Below are 13,282 nucleotides of genomic sequence, written 5' to 3'. Positions count from 1 at the left end.
TAGCTTGGATGACAAGTCCAAGTTAGGGAGGCTTTTTTGGGTATTAGAGCCTATGCTATAATAGGATAAAAGGGGTGATAGGATGAAAGCAGGACGCCTTTTAGGAATTTTGCATTATTTGTTGGCTCATGGCCGGACTCCTGCCCGAGTCTTGGCCCAGCGTTTTGAGGTGACCGAGCGGACCATTTTGCGGGATATGGATGATCTATCGGAATTTGGCGTGCCGGTTTATGCCATTCAGGGCCAAGGGGGAGGCTGGAAAATTGACCGGCGCTATGTCTTGCCGGCTGGACTGCTCCAAGAGCAAGAACAGAGCCAGATTCTGGCCGCACTAGAAGCAAGTCAGGCTGATGATGGACTCTTAGATAAGTTGCGGGCCCACTTCAAAGGCAGTCAAAAAGCCGACCACTGGCTCTTGGTGGACCAAACTACTTGGCATCAAAGCCCCCATCTATCTCATGACTTTGACCTGCTCAAGCAGGCTATTTTGGAGCGTCACTTGGTGACCTTCCGCTACTGTTCCAATCAGGGTAACTGGAGTCAGCGACAGGTGGAGCCTGCTCGGCTAGTGCTCAAGCACTATCGCTGGTATCTCTATGCCTGGTGCCGGGAACGGCAAGACTTTCGCTATTTTAAGTTAAGTCGTATACAGGACCTCCAAGTCTTCGCGCAAGACTTTGATTCGGATTATAGCCACTTGGACTTGCCCCAGACCATGTCAGAGTCAGACTTAACTCCTGTCAGTCTACGCTTTGATGACCAGGTGGCCTATCGGGTCTATGATGATTTTGCTGGACTAGCGGTCAAGGATGACCAAGGCGGCCTCCTAGTTGAGACCCAGCTGCCAATTAGTCAGGACCTGGTGGCCTACCTCTTATCTTACGGAGCCCATGTTCAAGTCCTAGCTCCTCAGTCGCTAGCCCAAGCATTCCAGCATCAAATAAAAGAAATGTGGCAAAAAACTCAACCCTGACAGAAGATGTCGGGGTTAGCTTGCTATACTAGACTTATCAAAGAGTTAAAGGAGGAAGTATCATGACCTACGATGTCAAAAAAGCCGATCCCCTCTACAAGGCCAAGGAGACGCCGGCCCTAGTGACTGTGACTAGTCAACGCTTCTTAGAGATGACGGGGCAGGGTGACCCCAATGAGGAAGGGGGTGCCTACAGTCATGCGCTGGCCATTCTCTACGGTGTAGCTTACGCCCTCAAGATGTCCTACAAGACTGACTATGTCATTCCCAACTTCCAGCAATATGTGGTCGCTCCCCTAGAAGGCCTCTGGTGGCAAGAAGACCAGCTTCAAGGGCAAGTCGACTATAGTCACAAGACTAATTTTCATTGGCGGGCCTTAATTCGGGTGCCCGACTTCATCCGGCCAGAGGATGTAGCATGGGCCAAGGCGCAAGTTAAAGCCAAGAAAGGTCTGGACTGTCAGGCGCTCACACTGGCTAGCTTGGACGAAGGCCTCTGTGTCCAGTGCCTGCACCTGGGGAGCTATGATAAGGAGCCTGCCACCATGGCTAAGATCCATGCCTTCATTGAGGCTTCAGGCTATGAGTTAGACTTCCAAGAGGGCCGGCACCACCATGAAATCTACCTATCCGATCCCCGGCGGGTGGCGCCGGACAAGCTCAAGACGATTTTGCGGGTGCCGGTTAAACCATTTTAAAAGACATCAAAAAACGAGACTGGGTCTGCGATTCAGCCTCGTTTTTTTGATTATATTTCTTTATGGCTTTCATTTGCGGCAGGTTCACTAGCATCGGACTGATCTGAGATTGGCGCATCCTGATAGCCTTCTTTCTTCATAAGACGCCGCCAGTCACTGGTCTTGACTTGCGTGATTGCCAGTAAGGTATCATCGGTCAAAGTGATGCGACCAGACGCATCGTAGTGGAAGACTAGGGTCAGAGGCCGTCTCGGTTCATAACCATCTAAGTAGGCGACACGAACTAATTGCTTACTATGCTTGATGGCGTATGTTTTCATAAGGCTGCCTAGCAGCCAGCGATCAAAGCGATTCTTTTTCGTTTTGGTACTTAGGCTGAGACTTAGGTCATTTATAAAGGGTCTAATCTCTGATTCGAAGTTGTCCAAGGATTGCAATTCGCGATTGTAATGGTCCTCGTCTATGCTACGTACCAGCACTTGAGCAGTCACGGTATCACCCTGTATGTCTAGGGAGACAATCTCATAGGCGTTAGCGAACTGCAAGGATTTCATGGTGAGTTTCAACAAATCCTCGACAATTTTATTGGCGCTATAGGTCTCGGCGAGGAATGTCACTTGATAGTCCTCCGGAAAATCCCATGAGATGGCATCACGGTAGGCTTGAAGGGTTAAGTTTGCAATCTTTTGTTGCAGTTTGTAATCATCCATCTGAAAGAGGTCCATACGCTTGTTTGCACCATTTTCATAGTAGAAGGCCTGAAGGACAAAATTAAGATCATCGCGAACTTGTTCTTGGGAGCGCGGCGCAGGATGAAGCGTGAGAGACTTTGACTCAATGGCGTTATCTGGCTCTGAGCGATAGTAAAAGTCTCCATTATAACGATCTGGCTTATCTGTAGCCGAAACAGATAGAGTTATCAAGAAATGCGTGCTAAATAAGACTAGGGCTAAGAGGATTAATTTAAAGCGTTTCATCGAATCACTTCCTTCTAAAAATAGTTGCCTTAATTACAAGATATAAAGCTAAGGCATCTATGTCGTTTTTTTTTTGCAACGAGGCATAGGATAAAGGCTCTTTTTCTATAAATCGATTTTCTATCGACTTTCGCTAGAGCTATCTGATGAATCACTGGCTTGGTCAGAGGATGGGGAGTCGGATGGTTTCTTCCAGTCGCGGTTTTTGATTTGGGTGATGGCTAGCAGGGTCTTATCGGGAAGGGTTAGGCGACCTTGAGCATCGTAAACGAAGGTTAGTTTAATCTCGTGGACGCGGGTTGGATATTCTAGGGGAACCCGGTGATTGCCGTCGATATTTACCTCATTGATAGCATAATTCTTGAGCGCTCGGTTAATGAGGAGGCTGGCTGCTGGACTCTCAGGAAGGTCCTTTGTGTACTTAGCCCGCATTTTTTCAATGTAGGGCATGATCTCAGATTGGAAGTTTGGCGCATGTTGTAGCATGACTTCATACTGATATTGATCGATATAGCGAACCTCAACGGACACATTGACCGTGTCGCCGTCTATTTTGAGGTCTTTGATGGCAAATTTATTGGCAACCTGATGGGAGTCCACCATCACCTTAATGCTGTCACGAAGCTCCTTACCGAGGGTGACTGGTTTGCCTAGGAAGTCAACGCTATAGTCGGCACGGATAATGTCGCCGTATGGCTCTTTCAAGGCGGCAATACTAAGTTCAGTCAACTTATCATATAAGGCTTCATCATCCATTTGCACTAAATCAGCCCGTTTAGGGGCACCAGAATTATAGTAAAAGGCTTGGAGGGCGAAGGTAACATCTTCACGTACCTGGTCTTCAGTTCTTGGCGCCGGATGGAGGGTAAGGGTGGTGGCAGGAATGGCATCGAGGGGTTCTTCAATATTGGTGAAGTCTTTATCACGGATATTGATGATTCGAGGCGCTGCTTGGACCATAGGACCGGCTAGGCAGGTTAAGGCTAAGCTAGCTAGCAGGACTTTTTTGAGTGCTTTCATAGAATCACTTCCTCTGTAATAAATATATTAGGATAATGATACCATAATAGGATGGGCTTGTCTTCCTTTCAGTGCAATTTGTGGCGAAATGGTGTAAACTAGTAGGTGATAAGACAAGAATGGAAGTGACTGTATGAAAGCAATCCGTCTCATGGACGTTGTAAAATATACCAAGGCCATCGACTATACGGCCAAAGATCGTCAGATTTCAATCACCAGCGTCGAATTTGATGCCCGCAAGGTGACGCCTGGCTCTCTATTCGTTCCGCTAGTAGGGGGAGCGACAGACGGCCATTCCTATATTCAACAAGCCCTTGATAATGGGGCCGTGGCCACCCTATGGTCCGCAGACCCAGCTCAGGCGCCGAGTGATGACCTAGCAGTGGTCTTCGTAGATGATACCCTCCAGGCTTTCCAAGACTTGGCTAACTTCTATCGTCGGGACCTTAATCCTATTGTGGTAGGGGTAACGGGTTCAAACGGCAAGACCACGACCAAGGACATGACCGCCATGGTTCTCCAAGCCAAGTACCGGGTTCACAAGACTCAGGGTAACTACAACAATGAGATTGGCTTGCCTTATACCTTACTTCAGATGCCAGAAGACACCCAAGTGGCGGTCATCGAGATGGGCATGTCCGACTTCGGTGAAATTAAGCAACTAAGTGAAATTGCCCAGCCTGATATTGCGGCCATCACTCTGATTGGTGAGAGCCACCTGGAATTCTTGGGTTCCCGTGCTGGGATTGCCCAGGCTAAGTTGGAGATTCTATACGGCCTCAAGCCAAATGGCGTCTTGCTTTATCCTGCAAATGAGCCATTGATTGAGTCCGAAATGCCTGAAATTGATCAGCCAATTTACCTACGTTCTTTTGGCTTCACAGACCATGCGGATGCCTTCGCCTATGACATGGTGGAGGAAGTGGACCGGACCTACTTCAAGACCAATCTGGAACCTAATGTCACTTGCACCATTCCAGTCCTAGGGGCCTACAATGTCAGCAATGCCCTGATTGCCCTTAGCGTGGCGGAACTATTAGATGTGCCACTAGAACAGGCAATCTTCCAATTAGCTAACTTCCAGTTGACGGCTAACCGCCTAGAATGGTTGACCACCCACCAAGGGGCGCGCCTACTTAATGATGCCTACAATGCTAGCCCAACCTCTGTCTTAGCCGTGCTTAAGAGCTTGGCTGCCCTTAACTTGGCGCCTGGCCAACGCCGAATTGCTGTCTTAGGAGATGTCCGCGAACTAGGTGAAGCCAGTGCCCAACTGCACCGTTCCCTAGCCCAAGGCCTAGCGCCAGAGAGCTTCGAGCGGGTTTACCTCTTCGGTCCAGAAATTGCTAGCCTCTATGAGGCCTTGCAAGACTGCTATGAAGCCAGTCAACTCTTCTACGAGCCAGCTGACCACAGCCGCTTAATTGCGCAATTGCAGGCTGATTTGACAGATAAGGACCTAGTCCTAGTCAAGTCCAGCTTCGGAACAGACCTCTTGCAGGTAGTCACTGCCTTAACTGGCAAGGAGACACACTAGAAGAAAAGAAGAGCGACAAGCAGGAGATAGCTTGTCGCTTTTTTGCATAGGATTAAGGTGGATAGGGGGCCAGTGGCTACGCTAGCACTTTCTGGGGCTTAGCAATCCTATTGCATATAGGAAAGTAAAGTTGTACAATTATGGTAGCGTAACCATTTCTTGTCTAACTTGGATTTATGGGATGTAGGTGCTATGAAAAATGAAAAATATTATCAAGTGGAATCTCCTATTATTTTTCTCAATATTAACCTGTTTTTCATCATATACAATGGTGCAGTGGGAGCAAGATGCTCACCTGCGACAACTCTTCTTGCTCCCTGATTCCTATCAACAATTCAGGGTGCCAAGCTATATCAAAGAGCCGGAAAAAAGAGCGCGACTAAAGCAAAAATTAGTGATGCTGAGCCAAGAATTTGATGTCAATCTTGTGGTCAGAATCACTAATTTTAGTGGTACTTCATTTCAAGAAAGTTATCAGCAAAGAGATAGCTCGCGGAAGAACATTGATTATTTCATAACAAAATTGAATCGAAGTCAACTCTTAGAGCACCTAGAAATGAAGCCTCAAGCAGATGAGAGCTCGGGTCTTATCGCGTCAAGGGTATATAACCATGGGTATTTCTCTGTCTATCAGTTTGATCAATTAGAAGACCATTTTTATAGTCTGTTTCTTGAGACGGATAATCCCCAAACCTATTCAGCTTTCCTCAAGCAATTTCAATTAGCCTACAATGAGGTAATGGGGACAAACTATGGCTTGCAAGCCTTCCAATATAAGGGTGCCAAAGAAACTCTCCTAAGTAGTGACTTCAAACCTGCCTTCAATAGTATGATTTATGGTGCCGTTATTTGGCTCTTACTCCTGATGGTCTGGCTACTCAGTAAGTCGAAGGAATTGGCTGTACTGAGACTGCATGGCTATAGCAGCCTTCATGCTTTGTGCCATCTTTGCCTTGATCGCGTAAGCCTTGGTTTTTTAATGACCAATTTGGCAGTTAATCTCTGGTTGATAAAAGATTTGAGTCGCTTAAATTTCCTATGGATAGGGCTGATTTACCTAGCTATCGCTTTGTTAGCTTGGTTGGTTATTGGCCTGCTCTCTTGGCTACCTATAAATTCTCTCTTGGGGCAATTGAAATTTAATCACTACTTTTTAATGCCTGTCATTGCCACTAAACTATTTGGTTTCTTTATTTGCTTTAGCCTGCTATTGCCAATTACGGGTTTGATGGCGGTCTATCGGGGAGGCGAGCATGACCCGTCTCTCAATAATTATGGAGTCCTCTATCCAGGGTTTCCTGGCAAGGACTTCTTTGCTGCGCGAGACGGGGACGACATCTACCGTGGCTTTTCTTTAGTTCCTTTATTTAAATATCTGGATCGCTTTAATTTAATTATCTTTGATACCAGTCAATTGGCTAGGCCTGGTTTTAATCAAGAAAAGCCATTCAAGTATCGTGTCATGGTAAATGAATATTACCTTCATAAGTATCCTTTGCTGACGACAAAAGGGCAGCCGATAAAAGTAGATACAGAGTCGCCTAAACGTATCGTAATAGTGCCTGACACACTCTTGCCATATCTCAAAGAAATTAGGGACCATTATGCAGAAAAAAACAGAAATACGGAAGTGCTGGAACAAGATGTGGAAATCTACGTTCGCGATAGCAAGCAAGCCATTGTTGACCTCAATCATCCTGGTCGCAAGCTAGCTGGAGATGTGATTTTTCTGGTTCAGAAGTACAATGATTATGACCTCAATTGGTGGTATATAGGGGGAAATGGGCTGGAGTCTCGAGCTAAGATTGATATCTCAATGATGACTGCGCAAGACTATAGGGACCTAAAGAATCTGCTCAAGGACTTGGCCCAAGATGATAATTTTGCCTACCTCCTGCCTATCTCCAAGGTCAAGGAAGAACGCTATAAATTAATTATTGGGGAAAGTGTGGTCTATCTAAGTCAAATTGGCTTTGCTGTCTACTTGTTGTTTGGTATCACGCTACTGACAGTCTTGTTATACACTAAAGTCTATGCTAATAAGATCGCCGTAAAATACCTTCATGGCTATTCCTTATCCCATTCCTTTGCTTGGCTTTATCTCATTCTAGCGATTCAAGCCTTCATCTACGTCTTGTATATTTGGGGGAATGGCATGGCGGGTGAGTTTTATCTGGCCCTTGCCTTAATGACTTTAGGTGAGTTAGCAATGATAGGATACAGTATTCGCTCTATTGCCAGACGTCGGATTGTCGATTACATTCAAGGAGGCGAAAATACATGATACACTTAGCCCATATGGATAAAAATTTTGGCCGACACCAGGTCCTTAAGGACGTCAATCTAGATGTTCCTGCACACTCCTTTACAGTTATTCATGGCAAAAGTGGGAGCGGCAAGTCTACGCTACTCAATATTTTAGGTCTTTTGACTCATTATGATGCGGGCCAATACCAACTGTTTGGACAGCCCGCACCTGCACCCTACAGCAGTCAAGCCATGAAATTGAGACGGGAAGCAATTTCCTATGTTTTTCAAAATTTCGCCCTTATCGACAATGAAAGCATCGAGCAGAATCTTAAGCTAGCCAGTCACTATCTGCCTAAGTCTCAAGCTAGCCGACAGGCCATGCTAGCGGCTTTAGAGGCAGTGAATCTCGACTTGCCACTTAAGACCAAGGTCTACACCATGTCAGGCGGAGAGAAACAACGCCTAGCTTTGGCTCGACTCAAATTACGGGACAGTCGTCTCATTCTAGCCGATGAGCCAACAGGTTCCCTAGACGCCGAGAATAAGACGATTATCATCCAATTACTCAGATCATTTGCTGACCAAGGAAAGGCAGTGCTTGTCGTAACCCACGACCCAGATTTCTTAGAGGTAGCCGACTCAAGGATGGAGTTGAATTAGGCTAGATAAGATATGGCTTCTAAAGTCACGATTTCTAAGCAAGTCGTGATGCCATTTGCCTAGTCCTCTCAGTTGTGTTTCCCTCCTAGTCATGGTACACTAAGAGTTAGAGGTTACAACCATACAACGCCTTAACAAAGCAACATGTGTAACTTGACCGCTTGATGGCCGACGGATTCGGCATCGCCGGCGGTCAATTTTGATGTCTTGATGACAAGATGCCACTGGAATCAACCCCAAAATTTTAGATAGAAAAGAGACGATATACCTTTGAAATTTACAGAACTTAACCTGATTCAGCCCTTGCTCGACTCGCTAGCCGATATGGGCTTTGAAGAGCCAACCCCGATCCAACAACAAGCAGTGCCTGTGGCCTTAGAAGGCCAAGACTTGATTGGTCAAGCCCAAACAGGGACCGGGAAGACGGCGGCCTTTGGCTTGCCAATGCTCAATAAATTGGACAAGAACCAATCTGCCATCCAAGGCTTGGTAGTAGCCCCAACCCGGGAATTAGCCATCCAAGTACAAGAAGAACTCTACCGCTTAGGTAAGTACCAACGTGCCCGTATTTATGTGGTCTACGGGGGTTCTTCCATTGGTAAGCAAATCGAATGGATCAAGCGTAACCAACCACAAATCGTGGTCGGGACACCAGGTCGTATTCTAGACTTGATGCGTCGTAAGGCACTTAGCCTCAAGCATCTCAAGACCTTAGTCTTGGACGAAGCCGACGAAATGCTCAACATGGGCTTTATTGAAGACGTCAAGGAAATCGTGGCGACCACGCCAGCTTCACGTCAAACCCTCTTGTTCTCAGCGACCATGCCACCTGAAATCCGCAGCCTAGCAGATCAATTCCTTAAGGAACCTGCTCACGTCAAGATTGAAGCCAAGCAAATGACCGCTGACTTGATTGAACAGTTCTTCATCAAATGCCGAGATGACGAGAAGTTTGATATCTTCACTCGCTTGTTGGATGTTCAGATGCCAACACAAGCCATTGTCTTCTGCCGTACTAAGAAGCGGGTTGACGAAGTGGCACGGGGCCTCAGCCTGCGCGGTTACAATGCTGAACTCATCCACGGTGACATTCCGCAACAGAAGCGGACTAGCGTCATCAACGCCTTCCGTCAAGGTCAGGTAGAGCTCTTAGTAGCGACTGACGTGGCGGCGCGGGGCTTAGATATTTCCGGCGTGACCCACGTCTACAACTATGATATCAGTCAGGACCCAGAATCTTACGTTCACCGTATTGGCCGTACAGGCCGTGCCGGCAACGAAGGCATGTCCATCACTTTCGTGACGCCAGCGGAAATGTCTTATCTGCGTGTCATCGAAGATTTGACCCGCAAACGTATGCAACCAATGAAGCCGCCAACCTTGAAGGAGGCGCAAGCAGGTCAGGTTCAATCATTGATTGATCAATTGAATGAGACCTTGGAAGCCGGCGATGCGGATGAGCACCGCAACACGGCTAAACTCCTGCTCAACCACTATCAGCCTAACGACTTGGTAGCGGCTATGTTAGGGCAAATCCTATCTAGCAACAGCCAAGTAGAAGTTCAAATTTCACCACAAAAACCATTGCCAAATGCCCACCGCAAGTCAGGTGGTTACAAGACTGGCAAGGGCGGCGGCAACGGCCGTCGTGGTCATCACGGTAAGAAGCGGGACTTCCACAAGGACCGTGGCGACCGTCAAGACCATGGTCATAAGGAACGTTTTGACCGCAAGGACAAGCGGCCACGTTCAGCTGCTAAGCCTGTAGGCAAGCCTAAGGCGGACGGCAGTAAGAAACAATATACCATTAAAAAACGAACCAACTAACCAGAGAATAAGCCCAAAGGAGCGTGGCGATCGTGCGTATTGGAACTGACATTATTGAAATCGACCGAATTCAAGAAGCAGTGGCGCGGTCGCCACGCTTTGCGTCTAAGGTCTTAACGGCAGAGGAATTGGCTCGCTATGAGACCATGAAGGAGCACCGGGCCCTCGAATTCTTGGCCGGCCGCTTTGCCGCCAAGGAAGCCTATGTCAAGGCCTTGGGGACAGGCATTGGTCGGATTCGCTTCACCGATATGAGCATTGCCAACAAGCCATCGGGTGCGCCATATTTTGCGGTGGCCCCCCTGACGGCAGGCGTCCAGCTCAGCATCAGTCATTCGGACCACTATGCCACGGCCACCGTCCTGATTGAGCAAGACGACGTCAGCTTGCAGGCGGCTTTGGACCAGTATTTGACTAGAGAAGATTAGAGTAAAAGGTAGGAAAGTCTTATGTCACAAGCCAGTGAACACCGCCCAACAGTGGCGATAATTAATCTCAATGCAATTCAACACAATGTTAGGGAAATGAAGCGTCATCTGGAGCCAGACCAGGCCCTCTACGCCGTTGTTAAGGCTAACGCTTACGGGCACGGAGCAGTTGCCGTCGCCAAGGCAGCCCTGGCAGCTGGCGCGCAAGGCTTAGCCGTTGCCACCGTTGACGAGGGGATTGAACTCCGTCAAGCCGGCCTCCTAGCCCAGCCTATCTTAATCTTGGGCTTGGTAGACCCTCGTGCCATCGCTGAGTTGGTCTACTATCGCCTGACCGTCATTGTCTCTGACCTAATCTGGTTCCAGGAAGCCTGGGCTCAGTTAGTGTCCAACCAACAAGAAAGCCTCTTGGATGATGCCAAGCTCAAGGTGCATCTGGCCTTGGATACGGGCATGGGGCGCATCGGCCTACGGACAGTAGAAGAAGTCCAAGCCTTCGCTGAGGGCATCCAGGCCTTTCCATGGGTCAACTGGGAAGGGGTCGACACCCACTTCTCAACTGCCGGAGGGGGTGACCCTGCCTATGTGGAGACCCAGTGGGCTAAATGGCAGGAGTTACTGACCGCCGTGCCGGATTATGTCACTGTCCGTCACTATGCCAACTCCGCCATGGGCGTTTGGTTCAAGCGTCAGCCTGTTTCTTCCATTGAGCGCTTCGGCATCTCCATGTACGGTATGCATCCTAAGGATGAGCGTTCTAGCCTGCCCATTGATTTGCAGCCAGCCCTCCAATTGATTTCGGAAATTGTCTACGTCAAGCAAGTGGAAAAGGGCAGCAAGATTTCCTACGGGGCAACCTATGAAGCCCAGGAAGATGAGTGGGTTGCGACCATTCCAATCGGCTATGCAGACGGTTGGTTCCGCCACTACAAGGACATTCCTGTCTTGGTGGAAGGCCATGCCTGCCCAGTCCTTGGCGTCATCAATATGGACCAACTTATGATTCGTTTGCCGCATCAAGTGCCAGTGGGAACCACCGTTACCTTGATTGGTCAGGACCACCACTTGGAGAACCATGCAGCGGATCTGGCTCGCCTGGTTGGGACTATTTCCTATGAAATCTTCTGCGGGCTCAGCGATCGCATTCCACGGATTTACCTTCAAGATGAGGAAGGGGAGGACTAAGATGCTTACTGTTCATCAGCTGACCGTCGGGTCACTCGAGGAAAATACTTATGCAGTCGTCAATGAAGCTGGCCAGGCCCTCTTAATCGATCCAGGGGCTGACGCGCCTAAGATTCTGGACTGGATTGAGTCCAAGGGTTGGGCGCCACAGGCCATCCTTCTGACTCATGCCCACCACGATCATATCGGGGCGGTGGATGCAGTGCGGGACCGTTATGGCATTCCACTCTATATGCATCCAGTGGAGTCAGGCTTCCTCAATCAACCCGAACTCAACCTGTCGGCTTACTGGGGTCAGCCTTTTACGGCGCGTCCAGCAGAAGTCCTCTGGGAGGATCTAGGGGATAAGGAAGTGGCGGGTTTCCACTTCAAAGTGGTCTTCGTGCCAGGTCATAGCCCAGGCCATGTGGCTTATATTTTTGCTGAGGACCATTTTGTGCTATCCGGCGATACCATCTTCGCCCAAAGCATCGGGCGGACGGACCTGCCAGGTGGCTCCTACATTGAGCTGATGCAGTCCATCCACCGGGAGTTGATCCAGCTGCCAGAAGACTATGTCCTCTATCCAGGCCATGGTCCGGCTGTGACCGTGGGCGAGTCCTTGGCGACTAATCCCTATTTTGAAGTCTTTCGCAATTTGTTTAAGCATCGGTTTGAAGAATAAAATAGTTGAAGGGGTGGTTGGGACTGACCCCAAAAAGTGAGAATTTAATAAAAACACCTCCAAGTTGGATTTGGTACAATATAATCAAATGCACATGGAGGTGTTTTTATTTAATTCTCATTTACGGGGGGCAGTGCCAAAGGTTATGAAGTTTGGGCAAGAAAACACAATATCAAAACAATGGCTGATTCAATAATTAAACTTAGAGAACAAGGAATTAATTCAATTACACAACTCGATGATCTAATCAAAAAATCTGCCGATGATAGACAAGTCTTGTTAGATAAAATAAAGATAATTGAAACTGAAATGAAGAGTTTATCTCAAGATATGGAAAATATAAATACTGTAAATAAGTATCGTGAAATATATAAATACCACAAGAAAAATCATGGAGATAAGCAATTTGAAGATGAGTATTATAGTGAACTTTCCCTCTATAAAATAGCCGCAAAAGAAATTTTAGAAAACTATAAAAAGCTACCCAATAAAAAAGAAATACTATCAAGCCTCGATAAATTGCAAGAAAAAAATAACACCCTTATGCAAGAGTATTCTTTGAATAAAGAACAATTTTCTGACCTTGTTCAGTTTAGGAAAAACTATGAAAATTATTATGGGATAGAAGTGGAGAGATAAAAAGCTATAAGCGTTGCTTACATTTATTAAAAAGACTTGACATAATTCGTTTACAATGGTAAACTTATTTTGAGCATATTTGTTCACATCTGTAGACAACTAAAGGGAAAGGAGAGTGAGCACAATAGAATTTAATACTTATATCACAGATGCAGAATGGGAAGTCATGCGTGTAGTTTGGGCAAATGATCGAGTAACTAGTAAAAAAGTCATTTCCGTATTGCAAGAAAAAATGGACTGGACACAATCCACTATCAAAACGATCTTAGGTCGATTAGTTGGAAAAGGCGTACTAAATACAGAGCATGAAGGTAGAAAGTTTATTTACACTGCCAATATTGAAGAGACAGAAGCCGTAAGGGATTATGCAGAAGATATTTTTAACCGTATTTGCAATAAGAAAGTCGGAAATGTAATAGGAAGC

Annotated in this window: 12 protein-coding genes and 1 pseudogene; 11 read left to right on the top strand and 2 right to left on the bottom strand. The window is 47.1% G+C overall.

What is annotated here, in order from left to right:
* The first annotated feature begins 82 nt into the window (after positions 1-82).
* Positions 83-973, top strand: a complete 891-nt coding sequence (locus RWO08_RS08345; protein WP_314211781.1) for a YafY family protein — start codon at positions 83-85, stop codon at positions 971-973.
* Positions 974-1,035: 62 nt separating this feature from the next.
* Positions 1,036-1,671 (top strand): GyrI-like domain-containing protein, encoded by a 636-nt coding sequence (locus RWO08_RS08340; protein WP_314211780.1) that lies wholly within the window; start codon positions 1,036-1,038, stop codon positions 1,669-1,671.
* Positions 1,672-1,721: 50 nt separating this feature from the next.
* Here RWO08_RS08340 and RWO08_RS08335 read toward each other — a convergent pair whose 3' ends face one another.
* Positions 1,722-2,648 (bottom strand): hypothetical protein, encoded by a 927-nt coding sequence (locus tag RWO08_RS08335; protein ID WP_314211779.1) that lies wholly within the window; start codon positions 2,646-2,648, stop codon positions 1,722-1,724.
* A 120-nt stretch (positions 2,649-2,768) separates the two neighbouring features.
* The gene (locus tag RWO08_RS08330; RefSeq protein ID WP_314211778.1) at positions 2,769-3,668 is read right to left on the bottom strand and encodes a hypothetical protein; all 900 of its coding nucleotides are present in this window, start codon (positions 3,666-3,668) and stop codon (positions 2,769-2,771) included.
* 133 nt (positions 3,669-3,801) lie between these two features.
* Here RWO08_RS08330 and murF point away from each other — a divergent pair, with 133 nt between their 5' ends.
* From murF to RWO08_RS08285, 9 genes and pseudogenes are all read left to right on the top strand, one after another.
* Positions 3,802-5,205, top strand: a complete 1,404-nt coding sequence (gene murF, locus RWO08_RS08325; RefSeq protein ID WP_314211777.1) for a UDP-N-acetylmuramoyl-tripeptide--D-alanyl-D-alanine ligase — start codon at positions 3,802-3,804, stop codon at positions 5,203-5,205.
* Between the two features lie 397 nt (positions 5,206-5,602).
* Positions 5,603-7,489 (top strand): hypothetical protein, encoded by a 1,887-nt coding sequence (locus tag RWO08_RS08320; RefSeq protein WP_314211776.1) that lies wholly within the window; start codon positions 5,603-5,605, stop codon positions 7,487-7,489.
* A complete protein-coding gene (locus RWO08_RS08315) occupies positions 7,486-8,115 on the top strand; it encodes an ATP-binding cassette domain-containing protein (RefSeq protein WP_291427602.1) in 630 nt (209 codons plus the stop codon). Before RWO08_RS08320 ends, RWO08_RS08315 begins: the two co-directional genes overlap by 4 nt.
* A gap of 270 nt (positions 8,116-8,385) precedes the next feature.
* Positions 8,386-9,942: a DEAD/DEAH box helicase gene (locus RWO08_RS08310; protein ID WP_314211775.1), complete on the top strand. Its 1,557-nt coding sequence runs from the start codon at positions 8,386-8,388 to the stop codon at positions 9,940-9,942.
* Positions 9,943-9,965: 23 nt separating this feature from the next.
* The gene (gene acpS / locus RWO08_RS08305; protein ID WP_314211774.1) at positions 9,966-10,370 is read left to right on the top strand and encodes a holo-ACP synthase; all 405 of its coding nucleotides are present in this window, start codon (positions 9,966-9,968) and stop codon (positions 10,368-10,370) included.
* Between the two features lie 21 nt (positions 10,371-10,391).
* Positions 10,392-11,555: an alanine racemase gene (gene alr / locus RWO08_RS08300; protein ID WP_314211773.1), complete on the top strand. Its 1,164-nt coding sequence runs from the start codon at positions 10,392-10,394 to the stop codon at positions 11,553-11,555.
* A 1-nt stretch (position 11,556) separates the two neighbouring features.
* Positions 11,557-12,219, top strand: coding sequence for an MBL fold metallo-hydrolase (locus RWO08_RS08295; RefSeq protein ID WP_070756043.1), 663 nt, complete (start codon positions 11,557-11,559; stop codon positions 12,217-12,219).
* Between the two features lie 132 nt (positions 12,220-12,351).
* Positions 12,352-12,858 (top strand): annotated as a pseudogene (locus tag RWO08_RS08290) (endonuclease); the annotation flags it as partial.
* Between the two features lie 115 nt (positions 12,859-12,973).
* Positions 12,974-13,282: CopY/TcrY family copper transport repressor (locus RWO08_RS08285; RefSeq protein WP_314211772.1), on the top strand; the 309-nt coding region annotated here is incomplete at its 3' end.

Source organism: uncultured Abiotrophia sp. (assembly GCF_963520105.1).
Classification (GTDB): domain Bacteria; phylum Bacillota; class Bacilli; order Lactobacillales; family Aerococcaceae; genus Abiotrophia.
Note: the sequence above shows the minus strand (reverse complement) of the source record. Positions and strands in the feature narration are given on the sequence as shown.